This is a genomic window from Bacillus methanolicus (assembly GCF_028888695.1).
GTDB classification, from domain to species: Bacteria; Bacillota; Bacilli; order Bacillales; family Cytobacillaceae; genus Bacillus_Z; species Bacillus_Z methanolicus_B.
This window is the reverse complement of sequence record NZ_PNFF01000002.1, coordinates 341106-365353: the sequence shown is the minus strand read 5'-3', so window position 1 is coordinate 365353 and position 24248 is coordinate 341106. Positions and strand designations below refer to the sequence as shown.

General features: G+C 42.5%; 26 protein-coding genes. All 26 read left to right on the top strand.

Translation table 11 applies throughout. The annotated features are described in order from the left end of the window. Positions 1 to 64 precede the first annotated feature (64 nt). Complete coding sequence (locus tag C0966_RS13400; RefSeq protein WP_274856239.1) at positions 65 to 550, top strand: low molecular weight protein arginine phosphatase; 486 nt, start codon at positions 65 to 67, stop codon at positions 548 to 550. Next, positions 528 to 1823 (top strand): methyl-accepting chemotaxis protein, encoded by a 1296-nt coding sequence (locus tag C0966_RS13395; protein ID WP_274856238.1) that lies wholly within the window; start codon positions 528 to 530, stop codon positions 1821 to 1823. The genes C0966_RS13400 and C0966_RS13395 overlap by 23 nt, the downstream gene beginning before the upstream one ends. Before the next feature lie 262 nt (positions 1824 to 2085). Continuing rightward, the gene (rpiB, locus tag C0966_RS13390; protein WP_274856237.1) at positions 2086 to 2532 is read left to right on the top strand and encodes a ribose 5-phosphate isomerase B; all 447 of its coding nucleotides are present in this window, start codon (positions 2086 to 2088) and stop codon (positions 2530 to 2532) included. A 228-nt stretch (positions 2533 to 2760) separates the two neighbouring features. After that, positions 2761 to 3327 (top strand): TIGR01440 family protein, encoded by a 567-nt coding sequence (locus C0966_RS13385; protein ID WP_274856236.1) that lies wholly within the window; start codon positions 2761 to 2763, stop codon positions 3325 to 3327. A 524-nt stretch (positions 3328 to 3851) separates the two neighbouring features. Further along, complete coding sequence (glyA, locus tag C0966_RS13380; protein ID WP_274856235.1) at positions 3852 to 5093, top strand: serine hydroxymethyltransferase; 1242 nt, start codon at positions 3852 to 3854, stop codon at positions 5091 to 5093. Between the two features lie 372 nt (positions 5094 to 5465). Beyond that, the gene (gene upp, locus C0966_RS13375) at positions 5466 to 6095 is read left to right on the top strand and encodes a uracil phosphoribosyltransferase (protein ID WP_274856234.1); all 630 of its coding nucleotides are present in this window, start codon (positions 5466 to 5468) and stop codon (positions 6093 to 6095) included. Positions 6096 to 6330: 235 nt separating this feature from the next. Further along, positions 6331 to 7293 (top strand): nuclease-related domain-containing protein, encoded by a 963-nt coding sequence (locus tag C0966_RS13370; RefSeq protein ID WP_274856233.1) that lies wholly within the window; start codon positions 6331 to 6333, stop codon positions 7291 to 7293. Between the two features lie 333 nt (positions 7294 to 7626). After that, positions 7627 to 10137, top strand: a complete 2511-nt coding sequence (locus C0966_RS13365) for a S8 family serine peptidase (RefSeq protein ID WP_274856231.1) — start codon at positions 7627 to 7629, stop codon at positions 10135 to 10137. A gap of 318 nt (positions 10138 to 10455) precedes the next feature. Then, positions 10456 to 10677: an AtpZ/AtpI family protein gene (locus C0966_RS13360; RefSeq protein WP_274856229.1), complete on the top strand. Its 222-nt coding sequence runs from the start codon at positions 10456 to 10458 to the stop codon at positions 10675 to 10677. A 6-nt stretch (positions 10678 to 10683) separates the two neighbouring features. Then, the gene (locus C0966_RS13355; protein WP_274856228.1) at positions 10684 to 11058 is read left to right on the top strand and encodes an ATP synthase subunit I; all 375 of its coding nucleotides are present in this window, start codon (positions 10684 to 10686) and stop codon (positions 11056 to 11058) included. Between the two features lie 22 nt (positions 11059 to 11080). Continuing rightward, positions 11081 to 11791, top strand: coding sequence for a F0F1 ATP synthase subunit A (gene atpB, locus C0966_RS13350; RefSeq protein ID WP_274856227.1), 711 nt, complete (start codon positions 11081 to 11083; stop codon positions 11789 to 11791). Positions 11792 to 11870: 79 nt separating this feature from the next. Next, positions 11871 to 12083, top strand: a complete 213-nt coding sequence (gene atpE, locus C0966_RS13345; RefSeq protein WP_274856226.1) for a F0F1 ATP synthase subunit C — start codon at positions 11871 to 11873, stop codon at positions 12081 to 12083. Between the two features lie 157 nt (positions 12084 to 12240). After that, complete coding sequence (locus C0966_RS13340) at positions 12241 to 12774, top strand: F0F1 ATP synthase subunit B (RefSeq protein WP_274856225.1); 534 nt, start codon at positions 12241 to 12243, stop codon at positions 12772 to 12774. After that, positions 12771 to 13307: a F0F1 ATP synthase subunit delta gene (locus tag C0966_RS13335; RefSeq protein ID WP_274856224.1), complete on the top strand. Its 537-nt coding sequence runs from the start codon at positions 12771 to 12773 to the stop codon at positions 13305 to 13307. Before C0966_RS13340 ends, C0966_RS13335 begins: the two co-directional genes overlap by 4 nt. Before the next feature lie 24 nt (positions 13308 to 13331). Then, positions 13332 to 14840, top strand: a complete 1509-nt coding sequence (atpA, locus tag C0966_RS13330) for a F0F1 ATP synthase subunit alpha (RefSeq protein WP_274856223.1) — start codon at positions 13332 to 13334, stop codon at positions 14838 to 14840. Between the two features lie 39 nt (positions 14841 to 14879). Further along, positions 14880 to 15737, top strand: coding sequence for a F0F1 ATP synthase subunit gamma (locus tag C0966_RS13325; RefSeq protein ID WP_274856222.1), 858 nt, complete (start codon positions 14880 to 14882; stop codon positions 15735 to 15737). 107 nt (positions 15738 to 15844) lie between these two features. Then, on the top strand, positions 15845 to 17266 hold the full coding sequence (gene atpD / locus C0966_RS13320) for a F0F1 ATP synthase subunit beta (protein WP_274856221.1): 1422 nt from the start codon (positions 15845 to 15847) through the stop codon (positions 17264 to 17266). Positions 17267 to 17288: 22 nt separating this feature from the next. Further along, positions 17289 to 17693 carry a F0F1 ATP synthase subunit epsilon gene (locus C0966_RS13315; protein ID WP_274856220.1) on the top strand — a complete coding sequence of 135 codons (405 nt, stop codon included), beginning with the start codon at positions 17289 to 17291 and terminating at the stop codon, positions 17691 to 17693. Positions 17694 to 18582: 889 nt separating this feature from the next. Then, positions 18583 to 18957, top strand: a complete 375-nt coding sequence (locus C0966_RS13310) for an NADH-quinone oxidoreductase subunit A (protein ID WP_274856218.1) — start codon at positions 18583 to 18585, stop codon at positions 18955 to 18957. Further along, positions 18948 to 19460: a NuoB/complex I 20 kDa subunit family protein gene (locus tag C0966_RS13305; protein ID WP_274856217.1), complete on the top strand. Its 513-nt coding sequence runs from the start codon at positions 18948 to 18950 to the stop codon at positions 19458 to 19460. Before C0966_RS13310 ends, C0966_RS13305 begins: the two co-directional genes overlap by 10 nt. Before the next feature lie 3 nt (positions 19461 to 19463). Beyond that, complete coding sequence (locus tag C0966_RS13300) at positions 19464 to 20453, top strand: NADH-quinone oxidoreductase subunit C (RefSeq protein ID WP_274856216.1); 990 nt, start codon at positions 19464 to 19466, stop codon at positions 20451 to 20453. A gap of 3 nt (positions 20454 to 20456) precedes the next feature. Then, positions 20457 to 21557 carry an NADH-quinone oxidoreductase subunit D gene (locus C0966_RS13295; protein ID WP_274856215.1) on the top strand — a complete coding sequence of 367 codons (1101 nt, stop codon included), beginning with the start codon at positions 20457 to 20459 and terminating at the stop codon, positions 21555 to 21557. A gap of 65 nt (positions 21558 to 21622) precedes the next feature. Beyond that, entirely contained in the window at positions 21623 to 22621 is a 999-nt protein-coding gene (nuoH, locus tag C0966_RS13290) for an NADH-quinone oxidoreductase subunit NuoH (protein ID WP_274856835.1), read from the top strand. Positions 22622 to 22731: 110 nt separating this feature from the next. Then, the gene (nuoI, locus tag C0966_RS13285; protein ID WP_274856214.1) at positions 22732 to 23151 is read left to right on the top strand and encodes an NADH-quinone oxidoreductase subunit NuoI; all 420 of its coding nucleotides are present in this window, start codon (positions 22732 to 22734) and stop codon (positions 23149 to 23151) included. Continuing rightward, positions 23148 to 23669 (top strand): NADH-quinone oxidoreductase subunit J, encoded by a 522-nt coding sequence (locus C0966_RS13280; RefSeq protein ID WP_274856213.1) that lies wholly within the window; start codon positions 23148 to 23150, stop codon positions 23667 to 23669. Before nuoI ends, C0966_RS13280 begins: the two co-directional genes overlap by 4 nt. Continuing rightward, entirely contained in the window at positions 23666 to 23980 is a 315-nt protein-coding gene (nuoK, locus tag C0966_RS13275) for an NADH-quinone oxidoreductase subunit NuoK (RefSeq protein ID WP_274856212.1), read from the top strand. The genes C0966_RS13280 and nuoK overlap by 4 nt, the downstream gene beginning before the upstream one ends. Positions 23981 to 24248 lie beyond the last annotated feature (268 nt).

The window sequence follows — 24248 nt, the reverse complement described above, 5'->3', positions numbered from 1 at the left end:
TTCATAAAGAGTGCCTATTGAAATACTGAAATTTGGCTTATAATGAAAAAGAAGGAGGTATTCCATGACTCGCATTTTATTTATATGTACAGGGAATACATGCCGTAGTCCGATGGCGGAAGCATTTCTAAAAAGCAAATCGATTCCCGGCGTTGAAGTCAAGTCGGCAGGTGTCTTTGCCGTTAATGGAAGCGAGGCCTCTCCTAACGCAAAAAAAGTACTGGAAGAAAATAACATTAAACAAAAGCATCAATCTACGTTATTGACGAATGAATTAATTGAGTGGGCTACACACATTTTAACGATGACATCAGGACATAAAGCTTTGGTGATCAGCCGATTCCCGGAAGCCGCAGGAAAAACATATACGTTAAATGAGTTTGCGCATGGGAAGGTCAGTGATATTGCAGATCCTTTTGGCGGTCCGATCGAAGCATACCGGAAAACGTTTAATGAAATAAAGAAAGCGATTGAGAAATTAATTGAGAAACTAGAAAAAGATTGTACAAAGTTTCAGGGGGAAAATGATGGAGGAGAAAAAACGATATAAGTTCGGGCTTAAAAAGAAACTAGTTTTATTCACTTTTATTCTTGCTGTAATTACATATTCAACGAGTGCATTTTTTATTTATGTACTTTATCCCTTGATTAATGACTTCATAGAGATAGGAGATATGTTTTTTACGATTATTACATTATGTTTAGGCATTATTTGGTCGGGAATTTTAGCCTATTTCGCTGCAGGCTTTATTACGAAACCACTTCAAAAACTTGAAAAGACGGCGATAAAAGCAGCCCATGGAAATATACAAGAAGATGTGGAATTATCTAAATCGGATGATGAAATCCGCTCTCTTGGCATTGCTTTTAATCATATGCTTTTTTGTTTAAGAGAAATGGTCCAGAGCATTGAAGAGAATTTCCGTGAAACAAATGAGAAAGTCATCGCCATTTCACAAGAATCTGCTGCTGCTGCTGACCAGGCGAAAGCGATTGCCCGGACGATAAACGAAATTTCACAAGGTGCCGATAATTCCGCTGTTTCGATTCAAGCGACTGCTGAATCCGTTGATGATGTAATCAGAATTGCCGAACAAGTTCAGGAAAAAGCGAAAGCTTCCGGCAACGTCTCGAAAGAAATGGTAAAAGATCTGCAGGAATCGAAAAAAGTGATCCATTCATTAATTGCCGGAATCGAACGCCTCGCAAAAGAAAACCAGGAATCCTTGCAAACGGTCAAGCGCCTCGAGGAAAATGCAGCAAAAGTTGAACAAATCATTCAGCTTGTCGGCGATATCGCCGCTCAAACAAACCTGCTTGCGCTCAATGCGTCCATCGAAGCGGCCCGGGCAGGCGAGCATGGGAAAGGGTTTGCAGTCGTGGCAGAAGAAGTCCGCATCCTTGCAGATGAAAGTGCGAAGGCTGTTCAAGGAATATCAGATCTTATTAAAAATATTCAACAAGAAGTGCAAAATGTCGTAAAACAAATTTCTGAACAAGTTGAAACAGCCAACGAGGAAGTGTCAAAAGGAACAAAAACAAACGAAGCAATTGAAGAAATGACAAAAACTGTCAACGAAATGGCGGAATCCGTTGAGACAATAACAGAATTGGTTGACCGGCAAATGGAAAGCATCATGCATACTTCCACACAATCACAGGAAGTTGCCGCCATTGCAGAAGAAACATCAGCAGGCGCCCAGGAAGTGGCAACCGCCACACAGCATCAGACAGAAGTTATCGCTAATGTCGAAAAACTCGCCGTTGAACTAAAAGAACAGGCTGAAAATCTAAAAAGCACCATTATTAGGTTCAAGCTATAAGATCCAAGCTCTTTTAAGAGAAATATGAACCTGCTATTCAAGGTGCAGCCGGATTCAAACTATAAGATCCAAGCTCTTTTCCCTTTCGGAAGGGAGCTTTTTCCTTTTAAAGAAAGGGTTTTTTCATCAAATCACATTTTCTTCGAATATAAAATGGAATCTTTCTAAAATACGAAATTCTTTATAATTTTTTTATTTTATGCAATAATAAAAAAAACTGGCCAAGAAGCGGCCGTAATGAAAAGATGGGAGGAGTTTTTTTATGAAGGTAGCAATTGCATCGGATCACGGCGGAGTAAATATACGTCAAGAAATTATTAATTTAATGGAAGAAATGGGCATCGAATACGAGGATTTCGGCTGTGAATGTACAACATCCGTCGATTATCCTGATTATGCTTTGCCGGTTGCAGAAAAAGTGGCAAAAGGCGAGTTTGATAGAGGGATCCTAATTTGCGGAACAGGCATCGGGATGAGTATTGCAGCTAATAAAGTAAAAGGCATTCGCTGTGCGCTTGTCCACGATGTTTTTAGCGCAAAAGCAACCCGTGAACATAACGACAGCAACATTCTCGCAATGGGAGAACGAGTGATCGGACCTGGACTAGCCAGGGAAATTGCTAAAACATGGCTGACAACAGAGTTTCAAGGCGGACGACATGCAAATCGAATAGAAAAAATCTGCGAATACGAAAACGTAAACGTGTAATAGTGCGATCAAGCTAAGATCATTTAAGGTCGAAAGCGGAGCGATAGCGGAACGCGCCTTGATGCGGGTAAGTCCTTTCTGGTAAACTCCAAAGAACAAGGGTGGGATCTCTTAATCGCCCCAAGCGTAAATGTGAATTTTATACAGATTTAAGCGGTCGGTCGGCATGCGCCGCTGGAAAAAAGAAGCGATTTTTTTTAAAATAGCTTCCTGAAAGGATGTGCTTTCATGTCCATCTTACAATGGGAAAAAGAATTAGCAACGATCTTAGAAGAATTTAAACAGCAAACTTCATTGACAGGAAGCGATATTTTAGTCGTAGGCTGCAGCACTAGCGAAGTAGCGGGAAATAGAATCGGAACGGCCGGGACAGAAGAAGTTGCTGCCATGATTTTTAAACAAATGAAAAAATTTCAAGAGCAAACCGGCGTCCAGCTTGCTTTTCAATGCTGCGAGCATTTGAACAGAGCGCTCGTCGTCGAACGAACTACCGCAATAGAAAAAGGCCTCGAGGAAGTATCCGTTATTCCAGTCCGCAGCGCCGGCGGAGCGATGGCAACATATGCTTATGAACATTTTAAAGAACCGGTGGTAGTGGAATTTATTAAAGCCAGTGCAGGGATTGATATCGGTGATACGTTCATTGGCATGCATTTGAAACATGTTGCGGTACCTGTCAGAGTATCGTTGAAACACGTTGGCCATGCCCATGTCACTCTTGCCAAAACCCGCCCAAAGCTGATCGGCGGCGCCCGCGCAGTTTATGAGCGTTCTGATACGCATACATGTCATTGAGAAAGAGTTAAGCAAAAAAGGAATTTTTGTAGAAGAAGTCCAGAACTTTTCTTCATGCCGTTGAGAAAGAATTAAGCAAAAGTGAACAGCGAAGTTCAGACCGTTTTTAAGAGAAGGGCATCACCTTCCGGCTGCAAAGTATATGGCCGGTGGGGTTTTCGATCCGTTAAATATACCGGTAAATGCAAAGGGCTGACCTATAAGTGCCTGGCGCCCCGTGGGTGCTTAGCTCTTAGATTGGGTCGGCTTTATTATTAGAGTAAATATTATCACTAAAAAATAAACGGATAACAGTAAAACGTTGACCGGAAAGGAGAGTAGGGCGTCAGGATTTGGAAGAAGAAACAAGAAAAGAGAGTTTCTACTTTTCCTGTTACCTTTTTATCCCGAAAACGGGATGTTTTTTCTTTTCATACCAAAAACGTGATAGGTTATTTCTTTTCATCACGAAAACGTGATAAAATAAAAAAGAATTTTCTAAAGGATACATATTTTATGAATGCAATTCAAAAGGGAGGATAACGATGAAGCACTTAGCGCAACAGGACGAGCAAGTATTTCAAGCAATTCAAGATGAGTTAAAGCGGCAGCGTACAAAAATCGAATTAATCGCTTCTGAAAACTTTGTCAGTGAAGCGGTCATGGAAGCACAAGGTTCGGTTTTAACAAATAAATATGCAGAAGGCTATCCGGGCCGCCGTTATTATGGCGGTTGTGAACATGTCGATGTAGTAGAAAACCTTGCACGGGACCGTGCTAAGCAAATTTTCGGTGCTGAACATGTCAACGTGCAGCCTCACTCCGGTGCTCAGGCAAACATGGCGGTTTATTATGCGGTGTTAAAGCCTGGTGATACAGTGCTGGGCATGAACTTGTCCCACGGCGGCCATTTGACGCATGGAAGTCCGGTCAACTTCAGCGGAGTTCAATATAACTTTGTTGAATATGGTGTAGATGAAAAAACGCACCGGATTAATTTTGACGATGTCCTTGAAAAAGCACGAGAACATAAGCCTAAAATGATCGTTGCGGGTGCGAGCGCTTATCCTCGTGAAATTGACTTTAAACGTTTTCGGGAAATTGCCGATGAAGTCGGCGCTTATTTGATGGTCGACATGGCCCATATCGCCGGTTTAGTGGCAGCAGGTCTGCATCAAAGCCCTGTTTCATATGCTGATTTTGTAACAACGACAACCCACAAAACATTGCGTGGTCCTCGCGGCGGTATGATCCTCTGCAAAGAAGAGTATGCTCAGAAGATTGATAAATCAATTTTCCCTGGCATTCAAGGCGGTCCGCTTATGCATGTGATTGCGGCAAAAGCCGTTGCACTTGGCGAAGTATTGCAGGACAGCTTTAAAGAATATGCGAAAAATGTGATTGCCAACGCGAAGCGGCTTGCAGAAGGACTTCAGAAAGAAGGCCTTAACCTTGTTTCCGGAGGAACTGACAACCACTTGCTGCTTGTCGATGTTCGTTCATTGGGATTAACCGGTAAAGTGGCGGAAAAAGTTCTTGATGAAATTGGAATCACTGTAAATAAAAACACTATTCCGTTTGATCCTGAAAGCCCGTTTGTAACAAGCGGTATCCGCATTGGTACACCGGCTGTAACATCCCGCGGTTTCGGTCTTGAAGAAATGGACGAAATTGCGTCCATTATCGGCTTTACCCTTAAAAACCATGAAGACGAAGCAAAGCTTAATGAAGCAAGACAGCGCGTCGAAGCTTTAACCGGAAAATTCACTTTATACCCTGAATATTAATTGTTGTGCGGGGCCAGCCCCTTAATGCGTTAAAGCATTGAGGGGCTGGCCCTCGTTACTTTAAAGTGTTAAAGCATTGAAGGCCAGACCCGTACTACGTTAAAGCGTTAAAGCATTGAGGGTCTGACCCGCACTACGTTAAAGCGTTAAATCATTGAGGGCCAGACCCGCACTACGTTAAAGCGTTAAATCATTGAGGGCCAGACCCGCACCACTTTAAAGTGGTAAAGAAACATCTGTTTTGTTGTTTCGATTACAGTTTTTTCTCCTTGTTGCTCTACGCACTTTTTTTCTGTAAAATTAGACGAAGTGTGTAGTTCGTATATTTTACATACATCAACGTGTTATGAAACAGAAAAAGGAGAGATTGTCATGGCAAAAGTTTATGTTTTTGATCATCCACTCATTCAGCACAAACTTACATATATTCGGGATAAAAATACAGGCACGAAAGAATTTCGCGAACTTGTCGATGAAGTCGCAACATTAATGGCATTTGAAATCACCCGTGACATGCCTCTTGAAGAAATTGAAATTGAAACACCGGTAAGCTCAACAAAATCAAAAGTATTATCCGGCAAAAAACTAGGAATCGTTCCGATCTTGCGGGCAGGCATCGGAATGGTGGACGGCATACTAAAATTGATTCCAGCTGCGAAAGTCGGTCATATCGGCTTATACCGCGATCCTGAAACGTTAAAGCCGGTTGAATATTATGTAAAGCTTCCAAGCGATGTGGAAGAACGAGACTTCATTGTCGTCGACCCGATGCTGGCAACAGGCGGTACTGCCGTTGAAGCAATCAACTCATTGAAAAAACGAGGCGCCAAACACATCAAATTCATGTGCTTAATCGCATCTCCTGAAGGAGTTGAAGTCGTGAAGGAAGCCCATCCGGATGTAGATATTTATATCGCCGCTCTTGATGAAAAACTAAATGACCACGGCTATATCGTCCCTGGACTTGGAGATGCAGGAGACCGTTTATTTGGAACGAAGTAAGCTTTACAAGCAGAAAGCCGGCCTATCATGGGCTGGCTTTTTAATATTTTTATTAAATGGCTTATAAATTCCCTAAAGTGGATCATAAAATGCAAAAAGTGGATCATAAATCTTAAAAGAGATCATAAATGATCAAAAGTGGCTCATAAAAAATCTAAATTCTAAAATATTTGCAGGAATCTCTTTACGAAACAAGAAATTAATAATTATTTTATGAAAAGGAGTGAAATGATTAATGATCGTGAAAGAACGAACGATTCCGCTTAGAATTCAACAGATCAAAGCATTATTAAGAAGATTGCCAAAAGACCATCGTAAACGGCCTCAAATTGAGGAAGATTTAGCAAAGCGAGAGGCCGGTTTTCGAGCCGAACAAAGCTTAGATTATCATCTTAAATTCCTAAACCATAAGGAATACTATATTCTCCATGATTTGCGACTCCATCATAGTGTTCCCTTCCAAATAGACACACTTATACTATCTCCTAATTTTTTCCTCATAATTGAAGTAAAAAATATTTCTGGAACATTAATTTTTGAAAAATATTCGAAACAGCTAATACGGTTGATTGAAGGTAATGAAGAAGGCTTCCCAAATCCTTTAACACAGGTCCAACGCCAGCAACAAAGATTGAAAGAGTGGATGGATCATCAAAAATTACTTCCTGTACCAATCGAATATTTAGTTGTGGTTAGCAAGTCTTCTACTATCCTAAAAACATCAAATGGAAACTACCATATTTATAACAGAGTTCTTCATGCAGACCATCTTGAAGAAAAGGTAAAAGAGTTGGAAGCAATATACGATAAACCAATTTTAGAAAAGAAACAAATTCAAGAAATAACCGACCTTTTAATGAAGAATAACTTTCCAATTACCGATAATATTCTTCAACAGTATGGGATCGACCCTTCAGAACTGATAAAGGGAGTCCAATGCCCCAATTGCAATTCATATCCAATGGTCAGAAAATTTAGCACCTGGTATTGCTCTTTGTGCAAATTTACTTCCAAAAAAGCTCATATCCAAGCGTTAAATGACTATTTTCTCCTTATAAACTCCTCAATCTCCAATCGGGCTTTTCGAGAATTTCTTTTAATTTCCTCACGTAGTATTGCAAGCAAGCTGTTAGCCTCCATGAACCTCCCCTTCTCAGGCACCAACAAAGGAAGAATCTACCACCGTCCCGAGATGTAAATCTGATTCCTTTATTTGAGTACCGTTGTTTTTCACAAAATTTCTCATGCTTGGTTGACCTACCATTAATCAGCTTCCTTTATTTGAGTACCGTTGTCCTAAGATTTAAAATGAAATGAAAGTCATATTTCACATATTCTCATTACTTCCTTTATTAGAGCGCCGTTGTCCTATGATATAAATGAAATGAAAGTCATATACCGCGCATTCCTCACTCCTTCCATTTTTTAAGTGCCGTTGTCCTATACGTAAATCAAATGTAAAGTGATTTTCAGTTGCATACTCTCCCCCTGTCATGAAAATCCTATGAAAAAAGAGAAGGGGTGGCTTGGTTTGAAAAAAATCATCCCGCTTTTGACCGTGATATTGTTACTTATGTCTCTCACGCAGGCTTACGCCCGAAACCTCGATCATCCGCCAATACCAAAAGAGTCACCGGAAACTGAAAAAATTGCCATTATCTTATTAAAAGAAAAAAGAACGGTGCCGGAAATCAAAACGTTTATCAGCAAGTATCCAAATGTAAAGCTTCGCTATGTTTTTGAACATACGATCAACGGATTTTCCGTAAAAGGAGACGCACGTTCTTTGGATGAGCTGTCAAAAGGACGGGAAGTAGCACTGGTTTCACCGGTGAAAACGTACCGAGTAGAAACGTTAGAAAACATAAAGCTAATTGGCGGCGACAAAGTCAGAGGGATCTTTGACCGCGCGGATAGACGTCTGACTGGAAAAGGTGTCACTGTAGGGGTTATCGACACCGGGATTGACTACAACCACCCTGATTTAAGAAGAAGCTACGGTGGCGGGCATGATTTTGTTGATGGTGACAAGGACCCGATGGAAACGAAAGCATCCAATTCCGGGACTAATTACAACAACCCAGACGTAGGCAGGCATGATTTTGTTGATAGTGACAAGGATCCGATGGAAACGAAAGGATCCAATTCTGCTGGGGTTAAATACAACAACCCTGACGGAGGCGAAAAAGACTTTGTTGATGGTGGCAACAATCCGATGGAAAAGAAAGAAACCAATTCCGGGATTGACTACAACCAAAGAAAAGGCTACGGGAGCGGGCACGACAAGATCAATGACAATAAAAATTCAATGAAAACGAAAGCACCGCATTGGCAAAGTACGCTTCACGGGACGCATGTTGCAGGCATCATAGCGGCAAATGGAAAAATCCGAGGAGTTGCTCCTGAAGCTACCATAATTGCTTACAGAGCTCTTGGTCCGGGCGGAGCCGGCACATCCGAACAAGTCATTGCTGCGATTGAACAGGCAGTAAAAGATAAAGTTGATGTATTAAATTTATCGCTCGGCAACAATGTGAACGGACCGGATTTGCCGATCAGCCTTGCCCTTAATAAAGCGGTCGAAAGGGGAATTACAGCAGTTGCTTCTTCGGGAAATTCAGGTCCAAACGTTTGGACCGTCGGCTCGCCGGGAACCGCCTCAAAAGCAATCTCTGTGGGAGCCTCGACACCGCCCCGGCAAATTCCCTTTCTTACCATTGAAGGAGAAGGAGATCGAATCAAGCTTCAGCCCATGCATGGCTCTGATCATTGGAAGATTGACAGAACAAAAGAAATAACATTCGGATATTTAGGAGAAGAAAAGGATCTGAAAAATTGTGCAGGAAAAATTGTACTCATAGAAAGAGGCAAGTTAACTTTTACTGAAAAAGCAAGAAATGCACAAAAAGCAGGTGCTTCAGCCGTTATTATATACAACAACACAAATGGGAGTTTTATTGGAAATCTTGACGGAAATATCCCGATTCCCGTAGCTGCTCTTTCAAAAAAGGATGGAGAACGGATCAAGAGACTGATTGAAAAAGGAAAGCGTTTTACCAGAACGATATTAATTGAAGAAAAGGATACTTTAGCATCATTCAGTTCGCGGGGTCCGGTCACTGGTACGTGGGAAATTAAGCCGGATGTTGTCGCTCCAGGTGTAGCCATCGAGAGCACCATTCCCGGAGGATACTTGTCGCTTCAGGGAACAAGTATGGCTGCCCCTCATGTTGCCGGTGCTTGTGCTTTAATTAAACAAGCGCATCCTGATTGGGGGCCTGCGCAAATTAAGTCGGCTTTAATGAACACCGCAAAACCGATCATGAACGAAAACGGAACACAATATCGAACATTTGAACAAGGAGCTGGAAGAATTCAGCTTGAGAAAGCTGTAAAACCAGAATCACTTGTGATACCAGGTTCGCTTCAATTCGGAATGTTTCAGCTCTCAGATAAATTGCATGAGCATAAGGCAGTTATTGAAGTGCAAAATGTCGGCTCAAGCACTAAAAACTATTCTTTTTCAATTCCGAAACAGACCGCGGGCATCCGATGGAAATTTCCTCTCTCTTTTCGCTTGAAACCACGGGAAAAAAAGAAACTGGAAATTCGAATGAGTGCAGATCCTGCCGTATTAACAAAAAAGCTTTATGACGGGAACCTTATCCTTCATGAAGACTCAAATGAAATAAGAATTCCGTATATATATGTGCTGGAGGAACCTGATTATCCAAGAGTCATGGGATTTGATTTTGGCATAGGAGATAAAGAAAACACTTACCGTTATGAAGTGTATTTGCCGGGCGGTGCGGAAGAATTTGGAATTGCGCTTTTTCAGCCGGATGATTACCGGTTTATCGGCTTCCTTGATTGGGAAAGAAATGTCGGCAAAGGGCTCCTTCAAAAGGAGATTAAGCGCGACCGCCTTCCAAAAGAAGGATTGTACCTAGTAAAAGTGTTTGTAAAGAAAAAAGGGAAAGAAGACATGATTGAAGCAATGATTGAGATCCTTCCGGAATTAACGGAAAGTAGATGGAAATAAGCGGGTTCAAACAGGAAAAAATCACGGTTAAAAAAGACTCAAAAAGGCCGGAACAATTCTCACAAAAAATGCAAGACAAAAATCGTAAAATAAATTTGAAAAATTTGTGAACATACGCTTTATGAGTCGATGTAATTGTGAAGTTTTCCCCCAAAACACATTGACATTGACATGCCCCTATTGTATGCTTACAAAGGGTATAAATGACAAGTTTTTCAGAATTATCGTGCAGTTCAGTTTTTTGCTTTAGCACGATGGTAATGCGAATTTGTTGCCGCAGCCTTCTTTACCATTCTCTGAATGTGAGGATGCGTTTATATGCGTCATAAAGACCGCCACCCGTTTCAAGCGATGGCATTAATGTCCGCCATTCTTTCACAATTAGTAGGTTCCATTTTAATAGGTATATTTTTAGGAAGATGGTTGGATCGTACCATCGGAACCGAACCGCTTTTCTTAATAATTGGGCTTATGTTAGGACTTGCAGCAGGAATATTTGCCATGCTTCGATTAGTCCGTCACTTCTTTTCAGGAGATTAAACAACAATGCCGGTAATGAATGAAATGTTTGCAAGACAGCGTAAATACATATTTTATTTATTGGCTGTATATGTTCTCGGCTGGGGGGTTACATCTTACCAATCGATCTTTTTGGGCTTAATTTTCGGTACAAGCTTGAGCCTTTTTAACTTATGGCTCTTGGGCAGAAAAATGCGGAAATTCGGGGAAGCGGTAACGGAAGGGAATAAAACGGTCTCTCTCGGGTCGTTTTCCCGAATGGCAACGGGTGCCTTTGCCGTAATCATTGCGATGAGGTATCCGGACACCTTTCACCTTATCAGCGTTATTATTGGATTAATGACATCTTATATTGTCATTATGATAGATTTTTTTCTTCAGTCTTTATTTTTGCGTAAATAGCGGGGAAGAGAGGTGAATTACTATGCATCATGAAGCTCCATTATGGGAGTTTATGGGACTGACCTTCAACTTAGCAAACGTATTAATGATCACCATTGCAAGTCTAATTGTTTTCATCATTGCTGTTCTTTCCACCCGTAGACTCGCCATGAAACCTACCGGTATGCAAAACTTTATGGAATGGGTTATGGACTTCGTCAAAAATATCATTAACAGCACAATGGATTGGAAAACTGGCGGAAGGTTCCATGTTCTTGGAATCACATTAATTATGTATATTTTCGTTTCCAACATGTTAGGACTTCCGTTTTCAGTCGTAATTGACGACAAGCTGTGGTGGAAATCGCCAACTGCCGATCCGGTTGTTACTTTAACGCTGGCTGTTATGGTAGTGGGACTTTCACATTACTACGGAGTTAAGATGAAGGGAGTCGGGGAATACGGCCGCGAATTCCTAAGGCCGTTCTGGTTTATGTTCCCGATCAAACTCATCGAAGAATTTGCAAACACATTAACCCTTGGTCTCCGTCTTTACGGTAACATATTCGCCGGGGAAATCCTTCTCAGTTTGCTTGCCGGAGGCCTTGCAACCGGAGTAGGAGGACATATCGCAGCCGTCATTCCGACGCTTGCTTGGCAAGGATTCTCCATTTTTGTCGGCGCGATCCAGGCGTTTATCTTTACAATGTTAACAATGGTTTATTTGTCTCACAAAGTGAGCTCAGACCATTAATTATATAAACTGTTCTTTTTATGGACAAACCCTAAAAAACAAAATTATTTATCTATACAATTAAAGGAGGAACTTTAGAATGGGTCTATTAGCAGCAGCAATTGCAATTGGTTTAGCGGCACTAGGTGCTGGTGTCGGTAACGGTCTTATCGTATCTCGTACAGTTGAAGGTATGGCTCGTCAACCTGAAGCTCGCGGTATGCTTCAAACAACAATGTTTATCGGGGTAGCGTTAGTTGAGGCGATTCCTATCATCGCGACTGTTATCGCGTTCATGGTAATCGGCCGATAATTATTACGCAAACTTAACGTTCAAAATGGCGAAGATCATTCGATGAGAACCTTCGCCATTGCTTTATGTCCATAATATCTGTCAAACTTTCGGATATTCATATAAACTTCATTTATTGTTTTCCTAAGTAGCGACTCTTGAAGGGAGTGAATCGAGGGTGTTAACAAGCAGTTTTGTTTTAGGTACAGCTGAGAGCGCGGCTCACAGCGGCTTTAACGGCGGGGACATTGTGTTCCAGTTATTGATGTTCATCATCTTGTTAGCATTGCTTAAGAAATATGCATGGGGTCCATTAATGGGCATCATGAAACAGCGTGAAGAGCATATAGCAAACGAAATTCAAGCGGCAGAACAAAGCCGTGCTGAAGCAAGCAAGCTTTTGGAAGAACAGCGCAGCCTATTAAAAGAAGCGCGCGCAGAAGCTCAAGGACTTATTGAAAATGCGAAAAAGCAAGGCGAAGTGCAGCGTGAAGAAATCATCAGTCTTGCACGCGCTGAAGCTGATCGCATAAAAGAACAAGCAAAACTTGAAATTGAACAGCAAAAAGAAAAAGCTGTTGCAGCTATTCGTGAGCAAGTGGCTTCATTATCCGTTTTGATCGCTTCGAAAGTAATTGAAAAAGAACTAAGTGCAGAAGACCAGGAAAAGCTCATTAACGAATACATTCAAGAGGCAGGAGAAGGGCGATGAGCAGCTCTGCAGTAGCAAAACGTTACGCGTTGGCTCTTTTCCAGCTTGCGAAAGAACACCGGCTTCTTGACCAAATGGAACAAGAACTGCGTGTTGTAAAAGAAGTGATCATTCAAAACAATGAATTAAAAGCTGTGTTAAAATCTCCAAAACTTCCGAATGAGAAGAAAAAAGAGATTCTAAAAGAAGCATTTTCTTCTGCAAATACGTATGTATTAAATACACTGATGATCTTAATCGACCGGCATCGGGAAGATTACATAGCCGATATGGCGGATCATTTTATCGAACTGGTAAATGATGAAAAAGGTATAGCAGAAGCAAAAGTGTATTCTGTCCGTCCTTTAACAGAGGCTGAAAGCGAAGCATTATCCTCTGTATTTGCATCGAAAGTCGGAAAACAATCGCTTCGAATTGAAAATATTATCGATTCCAATTTGCTCGGAGGCATTAAGCTTCGCATCGGAAACCGTATTTTTGACGGCAGCTTGCGCGGCAAGCTTGAGCGCTTGGAACGTCAATTGTTAGGCTAAGATTCGTAGATAGGGGTGAAATTCATGAGCATCAAAGCTGAAGAAATCAGCGCGCTGATAAAAAAGCAAATCGAAAACTATCAGTCGGAAATTCAAGTAAGTGATGTTGGTACTGTTATTCAAATTGGTGACGGTATCGCCCGTGCTCATGGCCTCGACAATGTCATGGCCGGAGAACTTGTTGAATTTTCAAACGGCGTTATGGGGATGGCGCAAAACCTTGAAGAAAATAACGTCGGTATCGTTATCTTAGGACCATTTACAGAAATCCGCGAAGGCGATGAGGTCCGCCGTACGGGCCGCATTATGGAAGTTCCGGTAGGGGAGGAGCTAATCGGACGCGTCGTAAACCCACTTGGACAACCTGTTGACGGAATGGGTCCAATCCATACAACAAAAACTCGTCCAATCGAAAGTCCGGCTCCGGGAGTTATGGATCGTAAATCCGTACATGAGCCTCTTCAAACAGGTATTAAAGCGATTGACGCTCTAGTTCCAATCGGACGCTGCCAGCGTGAGTTAATTATCGGGGACCGCCAAACAGGTAAAACATCCGTTGCGATCGATACAATCCTAAACCAAAAAGATCAAAACATGATTTGTATCTACGTAGCAATCGGACAAAAAGAATCTACAGTGCGTACCGCAGTTGAAACACTGCGCAAATACGGTGCATTAGATTACACAATTGTCGTAACAGCATCTGCTTCCCAGCCTGCGCCATTATTGTACCTTGCTCCGTATGCAGGCGTTACAATGGCAGAGGAATTTATGTATAACGGCAAGCACGTATTGGTTATTTATGATGACCTTTCAAAACAAGCGGCTGCTTACCGTGAGCTTTCTCTATTATTGCGCCGTCCACCGGGCCGCGAAGCGTATCCAGGGGACGTATTCTACTTGCACTCTCGCTTATTAGAGCGTGCTGCTAAATTAAGCGATGCGAAGGGCGGAGGTTCAATCACAGCACTTCCATTCATTGAAACACAAGCGGGGGACGTTTCTGCATACATTCCAACAAACGTGATCTCCATCACAGATGGACAGATTTTCTTACAATCAGACCTATTCTTCTCCGGTGTGCGTCCGGCGATCAACGCAGGTCTTTCCGTATCCCGTGTAGGCGGAAACGCACAAATTAAAGCGATGAAAAAGGTTGCCGGTACATTGCGTCTTGACCTTGCTTCCTACCGTGAGCTGGAAGCATTCGCACAGTTCGGTTCTGACCTTGATAAATCAACGCAAGCAAAACTTGCCCGCGGTGCCCGCACTGTTGAAGTATTAAAGCAGGACTTGCACAAACCGCTTAAAGTTGAAAAGCAAGTTGCGATTCTGTACGCATTGACTCGCGGCTTCCTTGATGATATTCCTGTACAAGATATTCGTCGTTTCGAAGATGAGTTCTTAAATTGGTTAGACCATAACCGCAAAGATTTGTTAGATCATATCGTTACAACAAAAGAACTGCCTGCTGATGAAGATATGGCTGCTGCGATCAACGAATTCAAGAAAACTTTCGCAGTATCCGAGTAATTTAGGGTCTGACAAACTTTGAAAGGGTGGTGAGAACCTGTGGCATCATTACGCGATATTAAATCTCGGATTAATTCTACGAAGAAGACGAGCCAAATTACAAAAGCGATGGAAATGGTATCCGCTGCGAAACTGAACCGGGCGGAAATGAATGCGAAGTCATTCGTTCCGTATATGGAAAAAATTCAAGAGGTTACCGCATCCATCGCACTTGGAAGCAAAGATGTGGCACATCCAATGTTAATATCCCGCCCCGTGAAAAAGACCGGCTATTTGGTTATTACGTCTGACCGCGGCCTTGCGGGCGCTTTTAACAGCAACGTATTGCGTCACGTATTCCAAACCATTCAAGGACGCCATAAGTCGAACGATGAATACGCCATCATTGCGATAGGAAGAATCGCCCGCGACTTTTTCAAGAAGCGCGGCATGAATGTCATTCTTGATATTGTCGGTGTGGGTGACCAGCTTTCTTTTGCTGATATTAAAGATATCGCATCGAAGACAGTCGGCATGTTTGCGGATGAAACATTCGATGAACTATATATGTATTACAACCATTATGTCAGTGCTATTCAACAGGATGTAACAGAGAAGAAACTACTTCCGATTACGGACATCACTTCTTCCAATAAGCTTACATCCTACGAGTTTGAACCATCCGCTGAAGAAATTCTTGAAGTATTGCTGCCTCAATATGCGGAAAGCTTAATTTATGGAGCAATCCTTGACAGCAAGGCAAGTGAGCATGCTGCACGGATGACAGCAATGAAGAATGCAACGGACAACGCAAAAGAGCTTATTAATACATTAACCCTTAGCTACAACCGTGCACGTCAGGCTTCAATCACGCAAGAAATCACCGAAATTGTCAGCGGTGCTGCGGCACTTGAATAAAAATAGAACGGCATAATGCAAAAAACTAGGCATAACTGGTGAGGATGCCATCATCCTCCCAGTTCGATGCACGTATTTGTGTTAAGAGAACGATAGGAGGGAAAAAGATGAACAAAGGACGCGTTCTTCAAGTTATGGGTCCGGTTGTTGACGTGAAGTTCGAAAGCGGACAGCTTCCTGAGATCTATAATGCGTTGCGCATCGAGCATAAAGCTCGCAACGAATCTGAAGTTGACATCAACTTAACCCTTGAAGTAGCCCTTCATTTAGGTGATGATACAGTTCGTACCATTGCGATGGCTTCCACTGACGGCTTAACTCGCGGTATGGAAGTGATTGATACTGGTGCTCCAATCTCCGTTCCTGTAGGGGATGTGACACTTGGCCGTGTATTTAACGTTTTAGGTGAACCGATTGACCTTGACGGACCAATTGATCCAAATGCACGCCGTGATTCCATACACAGGGAAGCACCTCCATTTGAACAGCTTTCAACAGAAGTTGAAATTCTTGAAACCGGGATTAAAGTAGTAGACCTGCTTGCACCTTATATTAAAGGTGGTAAAATTGGTCTCTTCGGAGGTGCCGGTGTAGGTAAAACCGTATTAATCCAGGAATTAATCAATAACATTGCTCAAGAACACGGCGGTATTTCTGTATTTGCCGGTGTAGGTGAGCGTACTCGTGAAGGTAATGACCTTTACCATGAGATGTCGGACTCAGGCGTTATTAAGAAAACTGCGATGGTATTCGGCCAGATGAACGAGCCGCCTGGAGCACGTATGCGTGTTGCTCTTACTGGATTAACAATGGCTGAATATTTCCGTGATGAGCAAGGACAAGACGTATTGTTCTTTATCGATAACATCTTCCGTTTCACGCAAGCAGGTTCTGAGGTTTCCGCGCTGTTAGGCCGCATGCCTTCTGCCGTTGGTTACCAGCCGACACTTGCAACCGAAATGGGTAAATTGCAAGAACGTATTACATCTACTAACAAAGGTTCTGTAACATCAATCCAAGCGATTTACGTACCGGCCGATGACTATACCGATCCGGCTCCGGCTACAACATTCGCTCACTTGGATGCGACAACAAACCTTGAGCGTAAGCTTACTGAGATGGGTATCTACCCTGCAGTGGATCCGCTCGCATCTACTTCTCGAGCATTGTCTCCGGAAATCGTTGGAGAAGAGCACTACACAGTAGCACGTCGGGTACAGCAAACATTACAGCGTTATAGAGAATTGCAAGATATTATCGCGATCCTTGGTATGGATGAGCTTTCCGACGAAGACAAGCTTGTCGTAGCCCGTGCGCGCCGTATCCAATTCTTCTTATCTCAAAACTTCCACGTTGCTGAACAGTTTACTGGTCAGCCGGGTTCATACGTACCTGTAAAAGAAACTGTCAGAGGTTTCAAAGAAATTCTTGAAGGAAAATACGACCACATTCCAGAAGATGCATTCCGTCTCGTAGGTCGAATCGAAGAAGTTATTGAGAACGCGAAACGCATGGGTGTACAGGTCTAATTTCGGACCAGGAGGGTAAAAAATGAAGACGATTAAAGTCAGTGTTGTTACTCCCGATGGCCCGGTGTATGAATCAGATGTGGAAATGGTAAGCACAAAAGCTCAAAGCGGTGAGCTCGGAATTTTACCTGGGCACATTCCAATGGTTGCACCGTTGCAAATTGGTGCTGTCCGTCTAAAAAAAGGCGGCAAAACAGAATACATGGCAGTAAGCGGCGGATTCTTGGAAGTTCGTCCTGATCAAGTGACCATTTTGGCGCAAGCTGCTGAAAGATCAGAAGAAATTGATGTCGAGCGTGCAAAACGCGCAAAGGAACGCGCCGAAGAACGTTTGCGGGCACAAAATCAGGAAAATATCGATTTCAAACGCGCCGAGCTTGCTCTCAAACGCGCTATCAACCGTATATCTGTTGCGGAGAAAAGATAATAAGTGTTATCCAAACACCTTTCGGTTTTCTCGAAAAGCCGGGAGGTGTTTTTTAATTACGTTAAAGAAATCCCGGTAATTGTTTTGTAATGTGAGGATTTGCAGTATTTTTTTAATGATTTATAGACCGGATCTATCAAACTATAAAAATGGCAAACTTGCAAAAAAATTTATCGACCACATTTCATGATTAATCGACCACTTTATGAAAATATCGACTACTTTTCATGAATAATCGACCACTTTTAAAAATATCGACCACATTATGATAATAACGACCACAAATTGAAATTAACAACCACTTTTCAAGATATATCGACTCTGAAAAATCTTTATGAGCCTTTATTTAATCTTATGAGCCATTAAATAAATATATGAGCCCTTATTTTGTTTTATGAGCCTTAAAAATAATATATGTGCTTTTAGTTTTATTTATGAGCTTTTAAGTTATTTTATGAGCCTTTACTTCTTTTTATGAGCCGTTAGCTAGTATATTATGAGCTTTCGTAAATTTATACTCCCATAAGAGTACCTTTCGATATTCCAACTCTCAAGTGTATAAGAAGTTTTTTGTGTTAGTATCTCTAAAATAAGAAAGATATTTATTTAAGATAATACACTATTAATGAGACAGGATTGTTAGAGGTATTTGCGAACATAGTTCTAGGCAAATTCCACTTTTTCCGAGCGCACTCGCAATCGCCGGGCGAGAGCATTTCCACCATATAGTCGGAGGGCTATTAACATATATTGGTAGCAATGTTTGGTTAGCCGGTGTTAGAATAAAGAACAGGTGGGCTTGTCGACACATATTGGTAAGAATGCTATAATGGAATCGGTTACATTTTTAAAATTTAAGAATATTTTACGATTTTTGGGGGGGATGGGCATGGAGTTTCTGAATGTGTATCAGAATAACTATCTCTTTGTTTTTGTGTTCTTGTGTCTTGGGGTGCTGTTGCCAGTGGCGGCTCTTTCTTTGGGGAAGCTTTTGCGTCCTTATAAGCCTTATGATGCAAAATATACTACCTATGAAAGCGGTATTGAACCATTTCATGATTCTCGGGTCCAGTTCAATGTCCGCTATTATATTTTTGCGCTTATGTTTGTCATTTTTGATGTGGAGACTGTGTTTTTGTATCCATGGGCTGTTGCATATGAAAAACTCGGAATCTTTGCATTAGTAGAAATGTTGGTATTTGTTTTTATGCTCGTCATTGGACTTGTCTATGCATGGAAAAAGAAGGTGTTGAAATGGATTTAAAATTAGACAATATTTCATCTGAGGAAATGAAAGAGTTGAAGAGAAACGTATTTTTGACGACATTGGAGCAGATTAAAGCATGGGCGCGGAGCAATTCTTTATGGCCGATGACGTTTGGCCTTGCGTGCTGTGCGATTGAGATGATGGGAGTCGGTTCTTCACATTACGATTTAGATCGATTCGGTTCTTTTTTCCGTACGTCCCCAAGACAGTCGGATGTGATGATTGTATCCGGTACAGTTACGAAGAAAATGGCTCCGATTGTACGCCGTTTGTATGATCAAATGCCTGAACCAAAATGGGTAATCGCGATGGGTTCCTGTGCGACGGCAGGAGGACCGTATGTGAAGTCGTATTCGGTTGTAAAAGGTGTTGATCAGATTGTGCCGGTAGATGTTTATATCCCTGGTTGTCCGCCGAATCCAGCTGCGTTAATTTACGGGATTAATAAATTAAAAGAAAAAATCCGTTACGAGGCGAAGACCGGGAAGAGGGTGATCTAATCGATGAGCGGTGAAAAGGATCTTGAGCAGTTAAAGAAAGAGGCTGCCGCTAAAGCGAGAGAGGCAGCGCTGGCAAAAAAGAAAGCGATGGAAGAGTCGGAGTCAGGATCCCAATCGGAAGCGGAAACACCAACTGTAGCCACAGGAGAAGAAGATCTTGATCTGGCAAAGAAAAAAGCCGCAGCAGCGGCAAAGGCGAAAGCTGCAGCGCTCGCTAGAATGAAAGCGAAAGAACAAGCTGGCTCAAGCGGCAATTCCGATGATGCAGATGAAAAAGCAAAAGCGATTGCTGCTGCGAAAGCAAAGGCCGCAGCTGCCGCAAAGGCAAAAGCTGCGGCACTAGCTAAAATGAAAGCGAACGAACAAGCTGACTCAAGTAGCAATTCTGATGATGCAGATGAAAAAGCAAAAGCGATCGCCGCTGCGAAAGCGAAGGCAGCAGCAGCCGCAAAGGCGAAAGCGGTTTCACAGGCAAAGGCCGGTGCAGAAAGAGAAACGGCCGAAAAGAAACCGTCGCCAAACCAGCCTTATCTCGATAAATACGTGAAAGTAATTGGAGAACACCTCGGAACGGATGTGCTTGAAGACTACTACATCAATACCTTGTCAAAAGATGTGCCGACCATTGTCGCGAAACGGGATGCATATTTTAAAGTGGCAGAATTTCTGAAATACAATGAGCAGCTTGGATTTGACTATTTATCTGAATTGCACGGCACAGATTTTGAAACACACATGGAAGTTTATGTGCACTTATACTCATACAAGAATCGTCAATCGATGGCATTAAAAGTAAAAATTGACCGGGATGAGCCGACCATTGATTCTCTCGTGCCGTTGTGGGCGGGTGCGAATTGGCCTGAGTGTGAAGCATATGATTTATTGGGGATCAAGTTTACAGGGCATCCAAATTTACACCGGATCATGCTTGGTGAAGGATGGATTGGCCATCCACTGAGAAAAGATTATGAACCGTATGATGTGGAGGTGTAACCAATGATTCGGACAGAAGAAATGCTGCTTAATGTCGGGCCTCAGCATCCGAGTACGCACGGTGTATTCCGTCTTGTAATTAAAATCGACGGGGAAATCATTACAGAAGCAAAACCGGTCATCGGCTATCTTCACCGCGGTACGGAAAAACTGGCTGAAAATCTTCAATACACACAAATCATCCCTTATACAGACCGGATGGACTATTTATCTGCGATGACAAATAACTATGTCATTTGTCACGCAGTGGAAACGATGATGGGCATTGAAATTCCGGAGCGTGCAGAGTATTTGCGAGTTATTGCCATGGAACTTGGAAGGATTGCAAGCCACCTTGTTTGGTGGGGAACATACCTTTTGGATATTGGTGCAGTCAGTCCATTTCTTTACGCTTTCCGTGAACGAGAAATGATCATCAACCTTCTGAACGAGTTGTCAGGCGCCCGTTTAACTTTCAACTATATGCGCGTTGGAGGAGTGAAATGGGATGCGCCTGAGGGCTGGATTGAAAAAGTAAAAGATTTTGTTCCTTATATGAGAAAACAGCTGAAAGGCTATCATGAGCTTGTAACAGGAAATGAAATCTTTATGAACCGTGTAAAAGGAGTTGGAAAATACACGAAGGAAGACGCGTTAAACTATTCTTTGAGCGGTGCAAACCTTCGCTGCACCGGCGTAAAATGGGATCTTCGCAAAGATGAGCCATACTCAATTTATGATCGTTTCCAATTTGATGTCCCGGTCCAAACCGGGGGAGACGCATGGGCAAGATACCACGTCCGGCTCGCCGAAATTGAAGAATCCCTAAAAATTCTTGAGCAAGCTGTAGAACAATTCCCATCAGAAGGAGCAATTATGGCGAAAGTGCCAAAAATCATCAAACCTCCAAAAGGGGAAGCCTATGTCCGGATTGAGTCTCCGCGCGGGGAAATCGGCTGCTACATTGCCAGCGACGGGAAAAAAGAGCCTTACCGTTTAAAGTTTCGAAGACCGTCATTTTATAATCTTCAAATTCTTCCAAAATTATTAGTGGGCGAAAACATCGCCAACTTAATTGCGATACTGGGAGCGATTGATATCGTTCTCGGGGAGGTGGACGGTTAATGGTTGAAGATTTGCTAAATTCAAGTGCGGTCCGATCCGTATCGCTCAGGGAGTTGAAATTGTTAATGGTTGAAGATCTGCTAAATTCAAGTCCCGGCCTGCAGAATTTTGGAATCTTTTTCTTGCTTGCAGCAGGCCTCATGTTAGTCGTACTCGGGTTCGTGACATACGCTATACTAGCAGAACGAAAAGTCATGGGATTTATGCAGCTGCGCCACGGTCCGAACCAAGTGGGCGGCCGATGGGGGCTCTTGCAGTCGGTTGCGGACGTATTAAAGCTTTTATTAAAAGAAGATACGATCCCAAAATTAGCCGATAAACCATTGTTTATTCTTGCACCGGTGCTTGCATTTACCCCGGCATTTATGGTGCTGGCAACGATTCCGTTTACAGATAAATTGCAATTTGCCGATATTGGCGTAGGGCTTCTTTATTATATTGCGATTTCCGGATTAAGCACAATCGGCATAGTAGTCGGAGGATGGGCCTCTAATAACAAATATGCGCTTCTCGGAGGAATGCGTGCGGCAGCCCAAATGATTTCATATGAAATTCCGCTCGTCATGTCTGTGCTCGGCGTCATTCTTTTAAGTGGAAGCTTAAACTTAAATGAAATTGTCGAAGCACAGAAAGATGGCTGGTTTATTGTTTTGCAGCCAATTGCGTTTATTGTATTTTTCATTGCATCAGTGGCAGAGCTGAACAGGGTGCCTTTTGACCTACCGGAAGCTGAATCTGAGCTTGTCGCGGGGTTCCATGTTGAATATTCCGGTTTCCGCTGGGCGTTTTTTATGCTCGCCGAATATGTATATTTATTTGCAATGGCCTCGCTTACGACTGTTCTGTTCCTTGGCGGATGGCTGCCGCTGCCGTTTCTTGGTTTTATCCCGGGAGCGGTCTGGTTTGCCATTAAATTTAGTTTCATCGTCTTCGTCTTAATCTGGTTCCGTGTTGCATTTCCGCGCATTCGCGCAGACCAGTTGATGGAGTTCGGCTGGAAAGTTCTCTTGCCGGTCGCATTGGCAAACATTTTTCTGACAGCTTTAATAAAAGAATTGTTCTAAAAAGCGATCTCCCACATTACGGACAAGGGGTGGAAAAAAATGCTTGGATTAGTAAAGGGCACAGGCAAACGCGAATACTTTCACATCGTCACCGACAAGGGGTGGAAAAAATGCTTGGATTAGCAAAAGGCTTAAAATATACCCTGAAAAATTTAACGCGGGAAAAAGTCACATATGAGTATCCGCACGAACCGCTGCCTCTTCCGGACCGGTTTCGAGGTATTCAAAAGTTTTATCCGGAAAAATGCATCGTCTGCAATCAATGCGCAAATATCTGCCCGACCGATTGTATTCAACTGACAGGAAAAAAGCATCCGGATCCGACGAAAAAAGGAAAAATCATTGATACGTATGATATCAATTTTGAAATTTGCATCCTCTGTGATTTATGCACTGAAGTTTGCCCGACAGAAGCGATCGTTATGACGAACAACTTTGAGCTTGCGGAATACAGCCGCGATGAACTTTTTAAAAATCTTGAGTGGCTTGATGAAAATGACGAGAACGTACGGAAGGAGAATAAAGCATGACGTTCTCAGGTGAGTTTCTGGCATTTATGTCCTTGTCGCTAGTTGCAATTATCGGCGGCGTGCTTTTGCTTAACCTTTCGAAAGTCGTCCATATGGTAGTGGCGCTTGTCTTTACATTTGTTAGCATTGCCGGGATTTACGTGCTTCTCTCAGCTGAATTTATTGCTGCAGTACAGATCCTGATTTATTCCGGAGCGATTACGATTATTATGTTGTTCGGAATCATGTTAACGCGCCATGATGATCAAAGTGAAGCAAAGTCATGCCGATGGCGTAAATTGCTGTTATTGATAAGTGTTGTTGGTTTTGCATTTGCGGTTTATATCGGAATCTATAACCTTGACATTCCACAGACGGACACGGCGCTTCACGAAAATAATACGGAACAAATCGGGATCGCGCTTTATTCAAAATATGTAATTCCGTTTGAATTGATTTCCGTTTTATTATTGGTTGCTCTTGTTGGTGCGATCGTGCTTGCAAGGAAAGATGATGAAAAGGGGGCAGATAAGAAATGAATTCAGTACCCGTTTCAGCCTACCTGGCCCTCGCGTTAATATTATTCAGTATCGGGTTATACGGGGCACTGACAAAGCGCAATATGGTCATCGTGCTTATTTCGATTGAACTGATGCTGAATTCAGTCAACATAAATTTAGTTGCATTCAGTAAGTACGGTGTCGCTCCTTCCATTAACGGCCAAGTATTTGCACTTTTTTCAATGGCCGTTGCCGCAGCAGAAGCCGCTGTCGGATTAGCCATTCTGTTCGCTTTATACCGAAACCGCAAAACAGTGCTGATTGACGAGATGAACAAATTGAGGGATTAGCCTCATAAAGATCGAAATAAAAGAAGTCGGTTAGAGCAGACTGGCAATAGTTTCGGTTTCTATTGGAGAAATATCAAGTAAAAACTGTTCCAGCTCTTGCTGTTAGAACAGACTGGCAAAGGTTCCGGTTCATATTGGCGCTTATTCTCATGTAAGCTAGTAAAAAGGCAGTCTGATAGATCCGCGAGATCAAGCGGGCCTAAATCAAACGCGCTTGACGAAATGGTCCAAAGACCGGACTTGGCGCGTTCTAAAAAGGGGATTGTGA